This is a genomic window from Nocardia sp. (assembly GCF_025465275.1).
Taxonomy (GTDB): Bacteria; Actinomycetota; Actinomycetes; order Mycobacteriales; family Mycobacteriaceae; genus Nocardia.
In genome coordinates, this window is sequence record NZ_JAODNK010000058.1 from 1 (window position 1) to 17,452 (window position 17,452).

The window sequence follows — 17,452 nt, forward strand, 5'->3', positions numbered from 1 at the left end:
GACGTCTTCCTGCGCCAGGACACCGGCACCCCCGCCGAGCGCCTCGAAAGCGCCCTCACCCGTTTGCGTCTCGCCGCCGAAGCCGGCGCCGACGTCCTCTACCCGGTGGGCCGCCACGACCCCGAAACCCTCCGCATCCTCTGCACCGACCTCCCCCTCCCGATCAACGCCATCGGCATCCCCGCCGAAGCCAACCGCGCTGCCCTCGCCGAATCCGGCGTAGCCCGAGTAAGTTTCGGCCCCTTCCTGCAGAACGCCCTCACCGAACACGCCAACACCCTCATCGCCCCCTGGCGTTGATCTGCAGCCGGGTCCCTTATGGGCCCGGCACTTTCGGCCCATCGGCCACGCACCTACCTAGCTGGTGCCGCTGTCGGAAGTCGTGCCCGGAACTGGTCTTCTTAACGTCGCCCAGAGCGCGGCATCGAGTAGTCCGGTCATGTCACGTCCGGTGTGATTCGAAGCATCCGCACAACATGACCCGAAGACCAACCGCCCGAGATCATCTCGCGTCGTTCTGGAGGCACCGAAACGTCCGCCACGGCCGAGTGCTGACGGGAATCAGTCCCCGCGGTTGAGCAGTCCCTGAAAGCGCGCCGCATTGTGTGTCAGCTAGGGCCTCAGCACGATTTTGCCGTGGGTGTGTCTGCGTTCGAGTTCGGTGTAGGCCTGACGAACCTGCGTCAACGGGTAGACGTTCGCGATCGGGACTTCGAGGTGTCCGTCGGCGATCAGGCCGGCCAGTTCGGCGAGCACCTCGACGCCCGGCCTGCCGTTGGGCCCGGGTTCGGTTTTGACCCCGTGCTTTGCGGCTGCCGGGAAATCGATGGTGGTGTCGATCCGCTCGATTGCGACGCCGAGAGCGAGGGCCAGTTCGACATAGCCGTCGCCGTAGGTGTCGATGAAGGCGTGGATGCCGCCCGGTGCGACGGCCTTGATCCGGTCCGTGACGCCGTCACCGTATGCGACGGGGACCACGCCGTGGCTTTGCAGCCACTCGTGGTTGCCCTCGCTCGCCAGTCCGATGACCGTCGCTCCGGCGCGGCGGGCGAGCTGAACGGCGATCGAGCCGACTCCTCCGGCCGCTCCGGACACGACGACGCTCTCGCCCCGCTCGAGTTGTACGGAATGCACTGCCCCCCAGGCAGTTACGCCCGCGACGTATAGGCTGCCCGCCACCTCCCATGGGGCGTTCTTCGGTTTGGGGGTGAGGTTGTCGACGTCGACGAGGACCAGCTCGGCCTGGGCGGCCCGCTTCTCGGAGAATCCGATCACCTCGTCGCCGGGCGAGAATCGGTCGGCTCCGGCGCCGATCTCGACGACAACTCCGGCGAGATCGCTGCCCTGCCCGGACGGAAAGGTGGAGGGAAAGATGTCCGCCATCGCGCCGGCGCGTAATGCCGCCTCACCGGGGTTGAGGCCTGCCGCTCTCACCTGCACGAGGACCTGCCCTTCCCCGGGCACGGGGCGGTCGACCTCCTCGATCCGCAGGACGTCGATTCCGCCGAATTCGTCGTACCTGACTGCCTTTGTCATTGCCTTGCTTCTCCTCCGGCGTGCGATGCGCGGCTGGCTTCGGGAACGGGAATGGTTCGCACCGGTGTGCCCGTCACCAGGGCACTGTTCCGGCGTCGTCGAAGAATCCGCCGGTCGGTCCGTCGTCGGGCAGGGTCGCGAGGTGAATCGCGATCGCCGCCCCCTGTTGTGGTGTGCGGACGCCTTGGAAGGCGTTGAGGTCGGTGGCGGTGAAACCGGGGCAGCCGGAGTTGATCAGGATGTTGGTATCACCCAGTTCCTTGACGTACTGGATGGTGACAGCGTTGAGGAAGGTCTTCGAGGCCAAGTAGGCGGCGGGAACCGGGCCCAGGTCGATGCCGGGTGTGGTTTGCAGGGCGAGCGAGCCGACGCTGCTGGACATATTGACGATTCGCGGTGCTGCCGAGCCGCGCAGCATGGGCAGCATCGCGTTGGTGACCCGGATGACCCCGATCACGTTGGTTTCCACGACATCTCGCACGGTCGCGGGATCGACCGTGGTCGGTGTCTGCGGCATACCGCCGACGATCGCGGCATTGTTGACCAGAACATCGAGCCCTCCGGCATGGTCGGCGATCAGCTCGGCCGCCGCGGCCACACTTGCGTCGTCGGTCACGTCGAGCGGCACGCCGAACGCATCGATCCCGGCCGCGCGCAGCTTCTCCACCGCGGTCTCGCGGCGTTGTTGATCCCTCGCGCCCACACCGATTCGCCAGCCGAGGGCGCCCAGCCCCGCCGCGATCTCGTATCCAATTCCCTTGTTCGCGCCGGTCACCAGCGCGATCGTCTGTTCACTCATGCCGTTGATCATGTTGCGGACTCGGGTGGGGCGTCCAAGACCGATCGGGTGGGCGGCGATACCGCACGGGTATCGGTAGTGGTGAGCGCCGGATACCATGACATGGTGGAGACGCGGGAGTTGCGATATTTCGTCGCCGTCGCCGAGGAATTGCACTTCGGGCGGGCGGCACAACGGCTTGCGATGGCGCAACCACCGCTGTCGCGGGCGATCCAGCAGCTGGAACGGCGGCTCGGAGTTGTTCTGCTGCACCGCAATTCTCGCGCGATCACGTTGACCGAGGCCGGGTCGGTGCTGCTGCGTGAGGCCCGGCTCGCTCTCGAAGCGGTCGAAGCCGCCGAGCGCCGCACCCGCCGAGCCGCTGCCGACCTGCCCGGTCTGGTGCTGGCCACCAAGGCAGGAGCGTCCAGCGAACTGTTGTCGAAGCTGCTGGACGCCTACGCCGCCGAACCCTGCGCTGTCGCAGTCGAGGTGATGCTGTGCGGGCCCGGCGAACCGGAAAGGTTGCTACGCAACGGGAGTGCCGACGTTGCTCTGCTCCACCGGCCCTACGACACGACGGCCGGATTCGACACCGAGGACCTGCACACCGAACAGCAGATCGTGGTCCTGCCCGCGGGGCACCCTCTAGCCAACCGACCCCACATGTCGATGGCCGAGGTCAACGCCCTGACAGACCTGCCCCTGCCGCGCTGGCCTCGACCGGATGGAAGTTATCCGGACGGCCCCGGCCCGCAGGTTCGCGACCATACCCAGTTGACCCAGCTGATCATGCTCGGACGGGCCTGTGCGGTCATGCCCGAGTCACTCCGAACCCAACTACGCCACGATCACGCCATCGTGCCGGTGCCGGACGCACCGGCCGTCACGACCGTCATCGCCTGGCCGCCACACAGCAGATCCAAAGCCATCGCCGACCTCGTCCGTACGGCGATACGCCTCTAGCCGACAACATCCGCAAATGCCTGCGGTCTCAGGCGGTCATCGCAACACTTCCCGCGCTGGTGCAAAGACTGATTGATGTGGTTCGGAGCGTGGATGCCGAGGCGGTGATCGTACCGGGCATCGAGCATTTGGGTGGGCAGGCATCGAATGAGCTGCTGGCGGTGGCCGATACGATCATCGTCGATACGCAGGAGACGTTCTCGCGCTGGATCGTTCCGCCGGATACGCCTGCCGATCTGGGCTCCCGCTGATTCTCGGACGGAACGAATCAGCGGTCGCTCGACCCCAGGAACCAGTCGAGGATTTCCTCTCCGGCTCGGATGCCGGCGGCGCTGGTGATGGTGAGGTTGGGGTGGGTCCAGGCGAGTTCTTCGAGTTCGCCGTGGCGTGGACGGATCGCGGCGTCCGAGGCGCGCAGCATTTCGGCGTCGAGTGCGCCATCTCCTGCCGAGAGCAGCCGGGCGGCGGGGTCCAGGTCACCCGAATCCTCCAGGCGGCGGCGGACTTCCGCGACCGTCCGGCTCTTACAGACCGAGAGGGGCATGGTGTAGATCTTGCGGCCCTGTTGGGAGGCAGACCAGCCGCGTGGGCGGCACCAAGCGTCCCATTCCGCGAGGAAGTCGGCGGGTAGCGCTTCGAGATTCACCACCAGGTAGCAGAACAGGTCGTCGGCGACCCGATATTTCAAGACAAAGGAATCGTCTGTGCGCGAATGTAATTCGGCACCGACCTCGGCGAGCGATGCGCTGGTGGCGCGGACGTCGGCGGCCAGGCTCGCACGCCACTGCGGGTCCGGCCGGCCGTTGTCGAGAATATTGCCACCGTTGGTGGTGACGGCGTATCGCCAGGGAGCACCGGGCAGCTGAATTCTGTTGAACTGCTCGATCGTTCGGGTGGTGGTCGGAACGACCACCGCCAGTTCGGTCAGTGCCTTCAGGCTGTCGGCGGCATCGGCGGTCATATAAGACAGCGGTTCGCCGTCCAGATGTTCCACACAGACCGTGGACAGTTCCGGTACCGGACCGAAAGCGTTGCGGGAGTAAATCATGGTGCGATCGAGATCGGTCGCGACCAGGGTTCGCCTCGGCGGTCGATGGTCAGCCACTACTGGTTCACATCCTTGATCAGTCCCATGCAGGCGTAGGCCAGATCGGGAACCACCTCGACCGGTACATCACGGGCGGCGGCCAGCATTCGGATGTGTTCGTGCTCGGGTGCGTCGGCATCGCGCACCAGTACCCGCCACGGGAGTCGGCGCAGCAGCACCCTGGTCGTCTCTCCCACACCGGGTTTCACGAAATTGACACTGGATATGCCGTACGCTTCGCGCACCTTCTCGACCGATGCCCATCCGACCCAGGTGGGTGTCCGATCGGATTGCTGGATCTCGGCGACCCGGTCGGCGACCCAGGGCCGAACCGTATCGAAGCAGGAGCTGACCTCGTCCACCAGTCGACCGGAGACGTCCGCACCCGCCAGCTCCCGGTAGAACTTCGCACCGTGGAAGTCGCGCTGACCGATCAGGGCATCATTCAGTACAGTCCGTGAAACCAGGCCGGAGACAGTGGAATTCAAACAGGCCGAGGCGATCAGGAAGTCGTCACGCGTACCGTACGTGCGGACGCAGCTACCCGGATCGGCGAGTACGACGAGCTCGTCATTGAAACGAGCGCCGCCCGCGCGATGGTAGGCATCGAGGGCTTCGCTGAGTTCCCTGGTGATCGCCCCCTTTCCGGTCCAGCCGTCCACGAATACGATGCTCGCCGGATCGTGCTGCTGGGCAAGATAATCCAGCGCCACCGCGTCGATACCGCGATCCCGCACGATCGATACCGCATAGTGCGGCACATCTATTCCGCGAGTGCGCAGCCACCGGCGCATGAGCAGACCGATCGGCGTTCCTGCCCGTGCCAGCGACACCAGGACGATGTCCCGGCCACGTTCCGCGACAACCAATTCCGCTACGGTGGCCACCGCCAGCGCCAACCGCTGTGCGCTCTCCGCGAGCACCTTGTCGAACAGTTCTCGGTACGCGGCATCCGGTTGGTATTCCACGGGCAGCGACTCCGCATAGTGTGCGGTTCCGGCCTGGATGCGCCGTTCCCGGTCCACCACATCGGCTTCCAGATCCGCCGCCGAAAGATCCTTCAGCAACCACGCCACTTCATCCGGGGCGTATGAGCCGAATTCCGGTCCGCGCAACGCCGGCGGGAGTGGCAGCGTCCTCGATGTGCTCAGGTTCGAGCCACTGGAATAGTCGTGGGCCGCCGCGCGGACCGCCGCTAGTCGGCGCGGGTCGGCGCCCCGGAGCACGGCGAGCACAACATCGGCTCCGGCGGCAGTCAGGACATCCAGCAGTCCACCGTCCACCGTCATCCGATCGGTGTCGGCTGGTTCATCGGCGATCACCAGGATGATCGGGGCGGGCGCACCCGGCTCCGGCCAATGAGCGTTGTACAGGTAGCGGGGCGATTCTTCACCGGATTCCGGCGCCGTGAAACGGAATCCGCGCCGCAGCGGATAACCGGGTTCATCCAGCACATAGGCCGGCGAGCGCGTGGTGGTCTGATAGCGCGTGGGTACGCCGCCATCTGCGAGGGCTCCGGCCAGGCGCAGCGGAAGGTACATGAATTCTTCGTGCCCGAGCACGACCACCGGGCGTTGCTCGAATTCCCGCTCCGAGGCGCTGCTGACCGCGCCATTCCCGGTCCGCGCCACGAGCCCCCAGGGCAGCGTGTCCAGTTCCCGTCGCAGCAGTTCGGCGGCGTTCGAGAGCGCGGTTTCGAATCCCGCGAAATCGGTGTGCAGAATTCCGTGCCGACCGCCCTCGGGAATCGCTTCCGGCCAGGGTAGTTCGATCCGGGCGGTTCGGCCGCGTACCGCAGCGCTGGGATTGAGTTTCGGCTCGGGAAGCGCCGCAACGGATTCGACCAGATCATTGGGAAGAAGCGTCTCACCCGAGGCCAAGCACACAGTGTCGATGCGCACACCCAATTCGCGGGCCCCGGCATCGAATGCCGCCCGGTCGGCCTCGGTGCGCATGTCCACCAGCGAGGCAAGCACATAGTGCGGGCGCGGAGTGAACGCGTGCAGCGCCCTGATCGCATCGAGTGCTGTTGCGCCGGTCGAGATCTCATCGTCCACCAGCACCATCGGCAGCTCGTTGCGGAAGATTTCCGCAGGCATCGGCTGCAGCATGTGCGAGGTGGCGTGTGAGTGCCCCTCCTCGAATCGGGTGAGCGTCTCGGCTCTGGGCACCACACGGCGAGTCGAGTGCAGGTAGCACTCAGCCTGGATGCGCGCAGCCACGCAGTGGCCCAATCCGGTTGCGGTTTCCGCGAAGCCGAGCACGATGACCGGACCATCGAATAGATCGCGGACTCGATCACCGAGCCGGTTTCCGGCCTCGATCACTAGGTGCGGATCGGTCGGCAGGTGCTTGCCGAGAACAGTGGAAACCAGCAGATGGCCGCGCCGTGGGTTACGGCGCAGACCGGGTTCGAGCAACGTCGAGATATGCCACTGGTCGGCCGGCGGATAGGACTCGCCGTGCCGCAGTCCGAGTCCGAGTTCACGCGTCGCCCAGGGCGCGGAAGTCACGATGCCACCAGTACTTTCAGTAGATCCACGAAGGACACACCGGTATTGGTGACCCCGAATACCCGGGCGCGCAGCAGTGTCTGCCGGGCCCAGCTGCGGTGCGGCCGCATCTCGTTCATCTTGTTGCGGTACTCGGAGGCGGCGACGCCACCGGCGTCCTCGCGCAGAATGTCGAGGGCATCCAGGTACTCCTCGTGCGTCACCACCGAAAGCGCGTGCACCACAGCCACATGCGAGGGATGGATGACGGTCTTGCCCTGGATACCGTTGGCGCGGTCCAGCGTGATCTCCCGCAGCAGCCCGTCCAGATCGCGGCTGACCAGGTACTGCCGGAACGGCACCGCGTCGACCTCGGCGAACGGCGAGGTGCGCAGCAGCGGCCGGAACATGCGCTCGTGGTCGGCGAAGTACTCCCATACCGGGCCGGTGATGGTGAATCCCGTTCCGTCCGTGCGCCCGAGGTAGTTCACGATATCGGCGATGACGTCGGCGACCACCCGCACGTCATAGATGGTGAGATCGCGATCGCGGCGAATACCGAAGGTGGAGCACATATCCGTGGCCCCGATGCGCACCGCGAGCACCTGTTCCCGGCATGCGGAGAGCATCGATTGGATGCGGTGCAGTTCGGTATCGCGGGTCTGCCGGTGCACCAGCGACGGCGATTCCAGCACGGGCATGCCGAAGAGCGTGCGGCCCAGGCGTTCCGAGGCGGCGTCGAGCGCGGCGAGGTAGTCCGGGCCGGAGACACTGTCGAATTTCGGGAAGACGAATCCGGTGAGCGCCACGGCCCCGGGTCCGAGGCATTCGATGATTTCGCCGACGGTGGCGGCGTCGCGCACCCGCACGAACAGCAGCGGATACGGATCCACACCCGCGCCCAGCTCCTCGATGGTGAGGGCGGCCTGCTTCTTCGCGAATTCCAGATCGTGGTCGGCGACCGCGTCCTCGAGGTCGATGACCATGGAGCACACGCCGCGTTCGGCACGCCGCACGATGGTGGCGGTGAGATCGGGCCGGGTGGCGGGCACGTACAGCGTGGCCCCGAGCGCCATGGACAGCAGCTCGCGGTCGGTGGAGCCGCCGAAGGGTTCGGGCAGCTGATGGAAGAGCAGTCGCAGCTCAGGCCCGGGGACCTGCCGGAAGTGCCGCATCGGGAACCGTTTTCGGAGCGATATGGGCGCGAATCCCGGGTAAGTGGTGATAACTCCGGTCATCGGCCCTCGTTCCTCCTACTGTTCGGTCGGCTATCTATCGGTTTTTCGCATGCGGTCGACTACACCCGTCAGAAACCCGGAGATGGCATCGAGTTCGGAAATGTAGGCCCAGTAGTCCGGATGTGGTCCGACGAGCCCGCCCGCCGCCCGTTCGAGGCGTTCGGCCTGGGCATCCAGTACCGAACCCCACTGGGTGACAAGTCCGTTGTTCACCGCCAGCATCTGCGCGTCACGCAGTTTGAATCGGACGGTTTTGGCCTTCTCCTGCGGCTGCGCTCGCACCTCGCGCAGCAGGCTCAGCCGGTCGGTGACGGCGTCGGCCTGCTCCTCGGCGGTGGCGAGGAGGCCGCGGGCGGATGTGGTCAACTCAAGCGTTTGCTCCGGGTCGTTGTTCTGCAGGGCGGCCCGGGCTTTGGACAGTTCCGCAGCTGCGGCGTCGATGGCTCGGTGGGCTTGGCGCTCATTGTTCGCCAAATCCGCCGAACTTGCAGCGTTGAACTCTCGGAGCAGCGCAGACCGCGCCGGCGCGAGGCGTTCGGTACGGGTCTGCACGGCGGATAATCGGGTCCCCGCGGAGGCGAGTGCGGTACTTGCCGAATGCTGTTTGCCCGGAGCCTCTTCCAGGGCCCTTGACAGCGATCGGGTATGGGTCTCCAATTCGGTCGCAGCCTGCCGCACCACCCCCACGCCACCACCCGCGACGGCCGCCTCGAGTGTGACGAGAGCCTCATCCACATTCGCCGCATATTGCCGCACCGAGGGGTATCCGGCGTACGGGGAGGCGTCGGCGGCCTGCCGGGCCTGCTGCGCCGCGGACCGCACCTGCGCCACCAGCTGCGGCACCGTCGACAACAGCGCCACCGCATGCTCGAGGTGCGCCTGATTGGCGTGATAGAACTCGTCGACCCCGCGCGCGGCCTCCGCGAGCCTGCGCACCTGGGAGTCGATCTCGGGTTGCGGCACCGTGATTCCGTCACGTTCGGCCTGGTCCAGCCGCTCGTTCAAGGCCAGGTAGGCGCCCGCCGCGTCATAGCAGCGGGCGCGCACCCGCTCCCACTGCGCGGGCATGCCGCGCTCCGGAGCGATCTGCGCGGACGCCGCGACGGCGTTCTCGGCAATGCTCTGCCGGGTGTCCATGTCCAGGAAGGCAGCCGTCAGCGCCTGCCGGGCCTGCTGCACCCATGCCGTGTCCCTCGCCGGGGTCCGGAACCATCCACGCTTACGGCCTGCCACGCCCCGATGTTAGGTGGCCGTTCACATCCTGGGCGACTGTGACGATGAACCCGGTGACATGTCGTGAGACAGGGTTGTCCCCCGCGATGTCCTCGGTTTGTTCGTGCGCTGGGCAGGTGTGAGCTACTAGGGTCGTACTTGCGGACTCCGGCAATTCGGACATGCCGCTGTAAAGCAGCTCTACCACAAGGCTTGAAAGCTTTCGAACGGAAGGGATTCCCGCATGGGTGTCAGTTTGTCCAAGGGCGGCAATGTTTCGCTGACCAAGCAGGCTCCGAACCTGACCGCAGTGGCCGTGGCGCTGGGCTGGGATGTGCGGACCACCACCGGGACCGATTTCGATCTGGACGCGAGCGCCATCGCGACCGGTGCCGACAAGAAGGTGCTGTCGGACAAGCACTTCATCTTCTTCAACAACCTGCAGTCCCCGGAGGGCACCATCGTGCACACCGGCGACAACCTCACCGGCGAGGGCGAAGGTGACGACGAGACCATCAATGTCGATCTCGCCAACACCCCGGCCACCATCGAGTCCATCGTCTTCCCGGTCTCGATCTACGAAGCCGATTCGCGCGGCCAGAGCTTCGGCCAGGTCCGCAATGCCTACATCCGGGTCCTTGACCGGTCCAACGGCGCCGAGCTGGCCCGCTACGACCTCACCGAGGACGCCTCCACCGAGACCGCCATGGTCTTCGGTGAGCTGTACCGCAATGGGGCCGAGTGGAAGTTCCGCGCCATCGGCCAGGGCTACGCCTCCGGGTTGTCGGGCATCGCGCGCGACTTCGGCGTGAACGTCTAACCGAACAAAGTTCCACGCATCAGGGGCTCGGGCACCCGAGCCCCTCCTTGTGCGGGTCATGTTCCGAACCGAATCGATACCGGCACTAAGAAAGGCCCTCAGGGTGCGTATTTTCGGCCTCTCCATGATCGTCTCGGTGGTGGCTCTCATAGCGGCATTCGTCTACGGCGGTGTCACCGGACTGGCTCTGTGCGCCATCCTGGGTGTCCTCGAGGTCTCACTGTCGTTCGACAATGCGGTCATCAATGCCAGTGTGCTGCAACGGATGAGCGAGTTCTGGCAGAAGATCTTCCTGACCATCGGTGTGCTCATCGCCGTCTTCGGCATGCGCCTGGTGTTCCCGCTGGGCATCGTGTGGGTCACCGCCGGCCTGGACCCGAAGCGGGCCTTCGACCTGGCGCTGAACCCGCCCGCCGACGGCGCGCTCACCTTCGCGGACGGCAGCCCCTCCTACGAGAAGCTGCTCACCGACGCGCATCCGCAGATCGCCGCCTTCGGTGGCGCCTTCCTGCTGCTGCTGTTCCTGAACTTCATTCTGGAGGAGCACGAGGTCACCTGGCTCGGCTGGCTGGAACGGCCACTGGCCAAACTCGGCAAGCTGGACATGCTTTCGGTGGTCCTGACCCTCGGCGCGATCATCATCGCCGCGGAATTCATTGCGGACAGCGATGATCGGGGCACCGTACTGCTGTCGGGTGTGCTGGGTGTGATCACCTACATCCTCGTGGACGGGCTCGGCTCCATGTTCCACACCGAGGAAGAAGAGGGTGAATCCTCAGGACCGTCCGAGGCTGTGAAAATTGCGGGCAAGGCAGGCTTCTTCCTGTTCCTCTACCTGGAAGTACTCGACGCCTCGTTCTCCTTCGACGGCGTGATCGGCGCGTTCGCCATCACCTCCGACCCGATCCTGATCGCCTTGGGCCTGGGTCTGATCGGCGCCATGTTCGTCCGTTCCATCACCGTATTCCTGGTCCGCAAGGGCACGCTTTCGGAGTACGTGTACCTGGAGCACGGCGCGCACTGGGCCATCGGCGCACTGTCGATCATCCTGCTGGTCTCGATCGGCGTGCACGTCAACGAGGTCGTCACCGGCCTGGTGGGTGTGGCATTCATCGGAGCGGCGTTCATTACCAGCATCATTCGCAATCGCCGGGCGGACGATGACGACCAGTCCAAAAGTGTGAGCACCACCGAGCCCACACCGGTCGGCTGATACCGGTTCACAGCATGCGGTGCGGTGCGGCCAGATGTCTGGCCCGCCGCACCGAAATGCGTGACCACACCGACTGCTGAATCGCGAGCGTGGCCCAGCCCGCCAGGGCCATTCCGGCCACATTAAGCAGCAACTGCGCGACGCTCCCCCAGATGGTCGAGCCATTGCCGAAGGCCACACCCAGCGCGATATTGCCCGCGGCGGGGACGGTGGTCACCGAGATGAAAACGCCTGCCATGCCTACCGATTTCGACGAGGTCATCGACAGCACGCCGGCCGCGCCGGCGATCACCGCCACGATGAACGACCATTTGTCGGGCGTGTAGATGAATGCGGTGCCGGGGCGGGGGCCGATCACATCGTCGAGAGTGATCCAGCCCAGCGCGCGGCCGATGAGCGCCAGCACGATGGTGAGTGCGATCGAGACCACAAAACCCAGCACCAAAGTGCGAATCGCAAGCTGTAGCAAGACGAAACGCCGGCGCACCAGGGCCACGCCCAGTGCGGCGATGGGACCGAACTCGGGTCCGAGCACCATGGCTCCGACGGTCAGAATCTGCGAATCCGTCACGATGGCAATGCTCGCTATGACGGTCGCCAGCGTCAGGAAGCTCAGGAATGTCCAGTTGAGCTCGGTCTCGTCGTAGGACCGCTGCGTTACCTCGGCCCACACCACGGAATCGGCGCTACTGCCCGGGGTGTGCAGTTCGGCTTCGAATCCGCTGCGCGACAACCAGGTTCCGACCTGTTCGATCTCGATACTGCCCTCTTGATGCACCTGCAGGACGCGCAGCCTGTCCACCACATCATTGGCGGCCTCCCGCGCCACCTGCGCGGTGATCACATCGCCCGGCGGCCGGATCGCGGCGCCGCGGAAAACGGCGAGGCCGGTGACCGCCTCATCGTGCTCCAGGGCGGCCAGCACGCCCTCGGTCATGGTGCCGGGAGCCATAATCCGCAGGTGCAGCATGCGCACAGTCTGCCGTGCGGCCACCTCTGGGAGAGGCCACCGACACGGTCCGCGCATGAATGAGCGCGGCATCCGGGTGGGTGCCGCGCTCGGTCGATCAGGCCCGTGCCAGCTGTGGCAGCGCATCGGGCACCGTGGGTGCGGGCTGCGCCGTGGGTGCGGGCTGCGCGGCCGGTTCGGGCTGAGCAGGCCGAGCCGGGGCCCTGCGGGAGGCCAGCACCATACCGATCACACCCACGCCGAGTCCGGTAATGGTCAAGGGGTGCAGGGGTTGTGCGATGAACAGCCAGGCCAGCACCGCGGTGGTGACGGGGGTGGCGAAGAAGAGCTTGCCGACCCGGGTCGCGTCCCAGCGCCGCAGCATGGCGTTGAGCAGTAGGAACGCGCCCATGGAATTCATCAGCACCATCCAGGTCAGCGATACCCCGAACCGGCCGGGATCGCTGATGTGGAAGTTGCCGCTCAGCAGTACGAGCATTGCCGCGAAGGGGGCACTGGCCAGTTGGTGCACAGCCGTGGCGGCACGGCTGTCCACGGTGGGGGTGAACTTCTTCTGGTACACCGTGCCGAGGCTCAGGCCGAGCAGGCCGATGACGCACAGCAGCAGGCCCATCCACGAGAAGGCCGACTGATCACTGACGGCGAGGGCGACGCCGATGCCACCGATGCCGAAGCCGACCCACTGCCGACGGGTGATGTGCTCACCGAGGACACCCGAGAAGAGCGCGATGACAACAGGATTCAGCCCCTGCATCAGGGCGATCACCACGGCCGGCACATGCTCGCCCATGGCGGTGTAGAAGGCCCCGAACTGCACGATCTGCATAAGCAGTCCGGCGACGATCACATGCCGCAGCTCCCGACCGCGCGGCCAGACCGCATGCACCGCAAGGCCGTACAGCACCAGCAGCGGACCGGCGAAGGCGTACCGGGCGAACAGCACCACCATCGGCGGGGCCGCGCCGACGCCGATGATTCCGACGATGAACGCGCTGCTCCACATGAGAACGAAGGCGGGTTGTGCGACACCGTCCATGAGCCGATTCTTCATCGCGACCTCTCGAGTAACCCCTTGATGTGGTTACTACCTTCCACTCCTTTCGGTAACCAGTCAAGGGGGTTATTGTGGGAAGTATGTTCACCTTCGTCAGCGGCAACCTCGCACTGGACTTCATCGGGACGGTGCAGTCTCGGCGCACCGAGTTCACCGATCTCCTCGAGACCCCCGGCGACCTGGTCGAATGGACTGTCGAGGCCGCCCTCCTCGACAGCGCCCCCGCGGCCGATACCGGCGCGCTGGCCGATGCCACGCGATTGCGCGAAGCCACCTACCGGCTGGCACTGGCCGTCACCCACGGTGAATCACTCGCCGCGGCGGACCGGCAACTGGTCAACAATCTCGCCCGGGGCGCGCTTCCGGAGCTCACGGTCGAGGCCAGCGGCTCGGTAAAACGCAGCGGCACAATCGAAACCGCGCTCGCCGCCATCGCGCGCTCGGCCGTCGAACTGATCGGCGGCGCGGATCGGGGCCGGATCAAGGAGTGCGGGCGCGAGGATTGCACGCGCCTCTACGTCGATACCTCACGCGCGGGTTCACGGCGCTGGTGCGATATGACGGTGTGCGGAAACCGGGCCAAGAGCGCGGCATTCCGGGCCCGGAACACCGAAACCGACACGCATGCCGTGCATTAGAGCGCGGAGTACGCCAGTACCGGCTGCACGGGCTGTTCCAATTCCCTTGTCGCATCGACGATTCCGCGCGATTTCGCACGAATGAAAACGAAGAAGAAAACGACCAGCAATATCGCGCGACCCCACACCCCGAACTGCACGACATTCTCCTGCAGATCAGCGGAATGCCCGGAGCCGAGCGCATAGAAGTAGCGGAACACCCCGATACCGATCGCGGCATCCGCCAGCAGATACACCCCGATCAGCGACCACGGCACCTCGAGCAGCACCAGGAACGGGATCAGCCACAGTGTGTACTGCGGCGAATGCACCTTGTGCAGCAACAGGAATCCGCACAGCATGGCTCCGCTCACGCCGATCCACGGGTACACGCCCGACACCACATAGCGCCGCCAGCCCAGCCACGCCGCCAGCACGAAGGCCGCCAGGATCAGCAGTGGCGACGCGACCGACACCACGTCCTGGAAGGTGGCCTCACTCGCCGGCGAATTGCCGAACAGCGGGCGCAGACCCCAGTACCAGACGGAATTCGTGGTGATATCGGCCTGCCGCAGCTGCTGGAAGGTGATCGACGCCCGCCAGCCCTGGAAACCCGCCAGCGCGAACGGCAGATTGATCAGCACCACCGTGACGACGGCTGTCGAGGCCACCGCCAGTGCGCCGCGCACGTCGAAGTGGCGCGAGTTCACGCCCGGCTGCGTCTCACCACGGCACTCGACCGTCGGCTCGCCGACAAGAACGTGAAGTAGCAAGGGCAGCACGAAGATTCCCGGATACAGCTTCAGGCAGAAACCGATGCCCAGCAGCACCGCGGCCGCAATTCCGCGCGCCCGCAACGAATATCGGGTCATGGTCGTCACCACGTAGACCGCGCCGACCGCCGTGCACACCACCGGTAGCTCCCAATTGTGGAAGGCGTACAGGATCAGCGGCGGTCCGGCGGCCCACAGCAGTGCGGCGCGACCGGCCAGCTTGCCCAGCATGTAGGCGGTAAGCAGCGCGAAAGGCGCGAGCAGCAGCGCCGAATGCAGCAGGAAGGCGGCGTCATTGTCGGCGCCGATCGCGCCGAGCCACATGAAAAGTCCACTGAGCACCGGGTATTCGACGGCGCCGCCGGTCAGCGCGCCGTCCGGGGTGATTCCGCCGGAGAGATAGGGGAAGACGTGCTCGTTGATATCGCGACCCAGCCAGAGGAACTGGATATCCGAATAGCAGACGTGCGAATCCTTGATGGTGTCGAAGATCGTGCTGCGACCCGACTCCTCGAACGGAGCTCCCGCGCACCGCGCCTTGTTGAAGTAGGCGACCAGTAGTGTGACGGCGCACACCATTACGGAGATGATCGCCAGCTGAGAACGCTCCGCGGCCGGCACCCGGCCCGCGCCGCGACCGGCGACCGGCACAGTGGTGGCGGGTCGGTTCGACATGGCCCCCACCCTATGGGCCGCGCCCGGTCAGCGGCCTCCTTTGGTCGGCGAGCAGGTGGATTTCGCAGCTCAGACCAGGTCATGTAGCCTTGGCGGGTTGCTGACGCAACGAACCCTCCTGCCATGGATCGTCCATGGCCGTTTAAGCCCATAGGAGGTGATGAGGTCCGTGCGTCATTATGAAGTGATGGTTATCCTCGATCCGAGCCTGGACGAGCGCACCGTTGGCCCGAACCTGAACACCATGCTCGGCGTGGTTGGTCAGGAAGGCGGCAAGGTCGACAACGTCGACATCTGGGGCAAGCGTCGTCTCGCTTACGAGATCGCCAAGCAGGCCGAAGGCATCTACGCGGTGGTCAAGCTGACCGCCGAGTCCGCCACGGTCAGCGAACTCGATCGCCAGCTGGGACTGAACGAGTCGGTGCTGCGCACCAAGGTGCTGCGGCTCGGCAAGAAGTAGGTCCTGTCCTCCCGCATGTGCGCTCACAAAGCGTCGGTCTGTATCTCTAGGCTGACTGCAACAGGCGAGTGCACTGCGGACTGCACCGGATAGCAGGAGGAACAAATGGCAGCAGGCGACACGGTCATCACCGTCATCGGAAACTTGACGGCTGACCCCGAGCTTCGATTCACGCCCGCGGGAGCGGCCGTCGCGAACTTCACGGTCGCGTCGACTCCCCGTGTGTTCGACCGTAATACCAATGAATGGAAAGACGGCGAAGCGCTTTTCTTGCGCTGCAACATCTGGCGAGAAGCTGCGGAAAATGTTGCCGAGAGCCTGACCCGTGGATCTCGGGTGATCGTGAGTGGACGACTGAAGCAGCGCTCTTATGAAACCCGCGAGGGTGAGAAGCGCACAGTGGTCGAACTCGAGGTCGAAGAGGTCGGTCCGTCCCTGAAGTACGCAACCGCGAAGATCAACAAAACCACCCGTGGCGGTGGCGGCGGAGGTTTCTCCGGCGGCGGCGGCGCAGCTCCCCAAGGGGGCGGCGGCGGTCAGGGCGGCGGCGGAGGTTTCTCCGGCGGTGCAAGCAGTGGCAGTGGCGGAGGTCGTGGCGGCCAGAGTGCCGGCGACGACCCGTGGGGCAGTGCGCCCGCGGCCGGCTCCTTCGGGGGCGGGCAGCAGATGGACGATGAACCGCCGTTCTAGACAACGGCATTCGCAGGGAGCCACCGGCTCCCCCAGGATTACGGAGTAAAACCCATGGCCAAAGCACCGGCACGCGAGAAGGTGCTGAAGAAGAAGGCTTGCGCCTTCTGCAAGGAAGCAAAGACCGGCAGCGTCAACATCGACTACAAGGACACCGCGCTGCTGCGCAAGTACGTGTCCGATCGCGGCAAGATCCGCGCACGTCGTGTGACCGGCAACTGCGTGCAGCACCAGCGCGACATTGCCGTAGCCGTCAAGAACTCCCGTGAGGTGGCTCTGCTGCCTTACGTGTCCACGGCTCGCTGAGAAGGGAAGACACAGCAATGAAGTTGATCCTGACTGCTGATGTTGACAACCTCGGTGCGCCCGGCGACACCGTTGAGGTCAAGGACGGTTACGGCCGTAACTTCCTGCTCCCCCGCGGACTGGCGATTTCCGCCACCCGTGGTGCCGAGAAGCAGGTTGCGGGCATCCGTCGTGCCCAGGACGCGCGCAAGGTGCGCGACCTGGATCACGCCAACGAGCTGAAGCAGGCCATTCAGGGCCTGACGGGCGTGGCGCTGTCGGTGAAGACCGCCGGCACCGGCAAGCTCTTCGGTTCGGTCACCACCGCCGACGTCGCGGCAGCCATCAAGGTTGCCGGTGGCCCGGTCATCGACAAGCGCAGCATCGAACTGCCGAAGGCTCACATCAAGAGCACCGGCAAGCACAATGTCGTGGTGCACCTGCACCCCGATGTGGCTGCCAAGTTCGAACTGCAGGTCAACGGCGCCGAGTAATTCGGCCCGAGAGCGGAGGCCATCTTCGCACCTAGGTGCGTGGGTGGCCTCCGATTCTGTTTACCCGGTATAGGTTTGCCAGGTATTGCCTA

At 65.4% G+C, this 17,452-nt stretch carries 19 protein-coding genes; 10 read left to right on the plus strand and 9 right to left on the minus strand.

The window, feature by feature from the left end; all coding sequences use genetic code 11:
• Positions 1-300: isocitrate lyase/phosphoenolpyruvate mutase family protein (locus JWN03_RS12715; protein WP_297613988.1), on the plus strand; the 300-nt coding region annotated here is incomplete at its 5' end.
• A gap of 312 nt (positions 301-612) precedes the next feature.
• Here JWN03_RS12715 and JWN03_RS12720 read toward each other — a convergent pair.
• Both JWN03_RS12720 and JWN03_RS12725 read right to left on the minus strand, forming a co-directional pair.
• A complete protein-coding gene (locus JWN03_RS12720; RefSeq protein ID WP_297613990.1) occupies positions 613-1,536 on the minus strand; it encodes an NADP-dependent oxidoreductase in 924 nt (307 codons plus the stop codon).
• A 73-nt stretch (positions 1,537-1,609) separates the two neighbouring features.
• Entirely contained in the window at positions 1,610-2,335 is a 726-nt protein-coding gene (locus JWN03_RS12725) for an SDR family oxidoreductase (RefSeq protein WP_297613992.1), read from the minus strand.
• Positions 2,336-2,437: 102 nt separating this feature from the next.
• On the opposite strand from JWN03_RS12725, the gene JWN03_RS12730 reads away from it, so the two are divergent.
• Together JWN03_RS12730 and JWN03_RS12735 are read left to right on the plus strand one after the other, a co-directional pair.
• Positions 2,438-3,280, plus strand: coding sequence for a LysR family transcriptional regulator (locus JWN03_RS12730; RefSeq protein ID WP_297613994.1), 843 nt, complete (start codon positions 2,438-2,440; stop codon positions 3,278-3,280).
• An 89-nt stretch (positions 3,281-3,369) separates the two neighbouring features.
• Positions 3,370-3,531: a hypothetical protein gene (locus JWN03_RS12735; RefSeq protein WP_297613996.1), complete on the plus strand. Its 162-nt coding sequence runs from the start codon at positions 3,370-3,372 to the stop codon at positions 3,529-3,531.
• A gap of 17 nt (positions 3,532-3,548) precedes the next feature.
• On the opposite strand, the gene JWN03_RS12740 is transcribed toward JWN03_RS12735, so the two are convergent.
• The 4 genes from JWN03_RS12740 to JWN03_RS12755 all read right to left on the minus strand — a co-directional run bounded on the left by JWN03_RS12740 (position 3,549) and on the right by JWN03_RS12755 (position 9,330).
• On the minus strand, positions 3,549-4,328 hold the full coding sequence (locus JWN03_RS12740; protein WP_297614055.1) for an HAD family hydrolase: 780 nt from the start codon (positions 4,326-4,328) through the stop codon (positions 3,549-3,551).
• Between the two features lie 56 nt (positions 4,329-4,384).
• Positions 4,385-6,880: a phosphoribosyltransferase gene (locus JWN03_RS12745; protein WP_297613998.1), complete on the minus strand. Its 2,496-nt coding sequence runs from the start codon at positions 6,878-6,880 to the stop codon at positions 4,385-4,387.
• The gene (locus tag JWN03_RS12750; protein ID WP_297614057.1) at positions 6,877-8,034 is read right to left on the minus strand and encodes an HpcH/HpaI aldolase/citrate lyase family protein; all 1,158 of its coding nucleotides are present in this window, start codon (positions 8,032-8,034) and stop codon (positions 6,877-6,879) included. Before JWN03_RS12750 ends, JWN03_RS12745 begins: the two co-directional genes overlap by 4 nt.
• Positions 8,035-8,127: 93 nt before the next feature.
• Positions 8,128-9,330, minus strand: coding sequence for a hypothetical protein (locus JWN03_RS12755; RefSeq protein WP_297614000.1), 1,203 nt, complete (start codon positions 9,328-9,330; stop codon positions 8,128-8,130).
• A gap of 223 nt (positions 9,331-9,553) precedes the next feature.
• Here JWN03_RS12755 and JWN03_RS12760 point away from each other — a divergent pair, with 223 nt between their 5' ends.
• Together JWN03_RS12760 and JWN03_RS12765 are read left to right on the plus strand one after the other, a co-directional pair.
• Positions 9,554-10,129, plus strand: coding sequence for a TerD family protein (locus JWN03_RS12760; protein WP_297614002.1), 576 nt, complete (start codon positions 9,554-9,556; stop codon positions 10,127-10,129).
• A 58-nt stretch (positions 10,130-10,187) separates the two neighbouring features.
• Entirely contained in the window at positions 10,188-11,342 is a 1,155-nt protein-coding gene (locus JWN03_RS12765; RefSeq protein ID WP_297614004.1) for a DUF475 domain-containing protein, read from the plus strand.
• 7 nt (positions 11,343-11,349) lie between these two features.
• On the opposite strand, the gene JWN03_RS12770 is transcribed toward JWN03_RS12765, so the two are convergent.
• Together JWN03_RS12770 and JWN03_RS12775 are read right to left on the minus strand one after the other, a co-directional pair.
• A complete protein-coding gene (locus tag JWN03_RS12770) occupies positions 11,350-12,312 on the minus strand; it encodes a DUF389 domain-containing protein (protein WP_297614006.1) in 963 nt (320 codons plus the stop codon).
• 97 nt (positions 12,313-12,409) lie between these two features.
• Positions 12,410-13,348: a DMT family transporter gene (locus tag JWN03_RS12775; protein ID WP_297614008.1), complete on the minus strand. Its 939-nt coding sequence runs from the start codon at positions 13,346-13,348 to the stop codon at positions 12,410-12,412.
• A gap of 98 nt (positions 13,349-13,446) precedes the next feature.
• Between JWN03_RS12775 and JWN03_RS12780 the strand changes: the two genes are divergently transcribed.
• Positions 13,447-14,004, plus strand: a complete 558-nt coding sequence (locus JWN03_RS12780; RefSeq protein WP_297614010.1) for a CGNR zinc finger domain-containing protein — start codon at positions 13,447-13,449, stop codon at positions 14,002-14,004.
• Here JWN03_RS12780 and JWN03_RS12785 read toward each other — a convergent pair.
• Positions 14,001-15,335 carry a hypothetical protein gene (locus JWN03_RS12785; protein WP_297614058.1) on the minus strand — a complete coding sequence of 445 codons (1,335 nt, stop codon included), beginning with the start codon at positions 15,333-15,335 and terminating at the stop codon, positions 14,001-14,003. The two genes, JWN03_RS12780 and JWN03_RS12785, sit on opposite strands and share 4 nt — an antisense overlap.
• A gap of 265 nt (positions 15,336-15,600) precedes the next feature.
• Between JWN03_RS12785 and rpsF the strand changes: the two genes are divergently transcribed.
• The 4 genes from rpsF (at position 15,601) to rplI (ending at position 17,360) form a co-directional block, all read left to right on the plus strand.
• Positions 15,601-15,891 (plus strand): 30S ribosomal protein S6, encoded by a 291-nt coding sequence (gene rpsF / locus JWN03_RS12790; RefSeq protein WP_297614012.1) that lies wholly within the window; start codon positions 15,601-15,603, stop codon positions 15,889-15,891.
• A gap of 105 nt (positions 15,892-15,996) precedes the next feature.
• A complete protein-coding gene (locus tag JWN03_RS12795) occupies positions 15,997-16,581 on the plus strand; it encodes a single-stranded DNA-binding protein (RefSeq protein WP_297614013.1) in 585 nt (194 codons plus the stop codon).
• 54 nt (positions 16,582-16,635) lie between these two features.
• On the plus strand, positions 16,636-16,887 hold the full coding sequence (gene rpsR / locus JWN03_RS12800; RefSeq protein WP_297614015.1) for a 30S ribosomal protein S18: 252 nt from the start codon (positions 16,636-16,638) through the stop codon (positions 16,885-16,887).
• A gap of 17 nt (positions 16,888-16,904) precedes the next feature.
• Complete coding sequence (gene rplI / locus JWN03_RS12805; RefSeq protein WP_297614017.1) at positions 16,905-17,360, plus strand: 50S ribosomal protein L9; 456 nt, start codon at positions 16,905-16,907, stop codon at positions 17,358-17,360.
• The last annotated feature ends 92 nt before the right edge of the window (positions 17,361-17,452 follow it).

Excerpts from the sequence above, each read along its gene's own strand:
- JWN03_RS12770 (WP_297614006.1), bottom strand. The coding sequence starts at position 12,312 with ATGCTGCACCTGCGGATTATGGCTCCCGGCACCATGACCGAGGGCGTG.
- JWN03_RS12780 (WP_297614010.1), top strand. The coding sequence starts at position 13,447 with ATGTTCACCTTCGTCAGCGGCAACCTCGCACTGGACTTCATCGGGACG.
- JWN03_RS12795 (WP_297614013.1), top strand. The coding sequence starts at position 15,997 with ATGGCAGCAGGCGACACGGTCATCACCGTCATCGGAAACTTGACGGCT.
- rpsR (WP_297614015.1), top strand. The coding sequence starts at position 16,636 with ATGGCCAAAGCACCGGCACGCGAGAAGGTGCTGAAGAAGAAGGCTTGC.
- JWN03_RS12765 (WP_297614004.1), top strand. The coding sequence starts at position 10,188 with ATGTTCCGAACCGAATCGATACCGGCACTAAGAAAGGCCCTCAGGGTG.
- JWN03_RS12720 (WP_297613990.1), bottom strand. The coding sequence starts at position 1,536 with ATGACAAAGGCAGTCAGGTACGACGAATTCGGCGGAATCGACGTCCTG.
- JWN03_RS12760 (WP_297614002.1), top strand. The coding sequence starts at position 9,554 with ATGGGTGTCAGTTTGTCCAAGGGCGGCAATGTTTCGCTGACCAAGCAG.
- JWN03_RS12740 (WP_297614055.1), bottom strand. The coding sequence starts at position 4,328 with ATGATTTACTCCCGCAACGCTTTCGGTCCGGTACCGGAACTGTCCACG.
- JWN03_RS12775 (WP_297614008.1), bottom strand. The coding sequence starts at position 13,348 with ATGGACGGTGTCGCACAACCCGCCTTCGTTCTCATGTGGAGCAGCGCG.
- JWN03_RS12785 (WP_297614058.1), bottom strand. The coding sequence starts at position 15,335 with ATGGTGTGCGCCGTCACACTACTGGTCGCCTACTTCAACAAGGCGCGG.
- rplI (WP_297614017.1), top strand. The coding sequence starts at position 16,905 with ATGAAGTTGATCCTGACTGCTGATGTTGACAACCTCGGTGCGCCCGGC.
- JWN03_RS12730 (WP_297613994.1), top strand. The coding sequence starts at position 2,438 with ATGGTGGAGACGCGGGAGTTGCGATATTTCGTCGCCGTCGCCGAGGAA.
- JWN03_RS12750 (WP_297614057.1), bottom strand. The coding sequence starts at position 8,034 with ATGCGGCACTTCCGGCAGGTCCCCGGGCCTGAGCTGCGACTGCTCTTC.
- JWN03_RS12725 (WP_297613992.1), bottom strand. The coding sequence starts at position 2,335 with ATGAGTGAACAGACGATCGCGCTGGTGACCGGCGCGAACAAGGGAATT.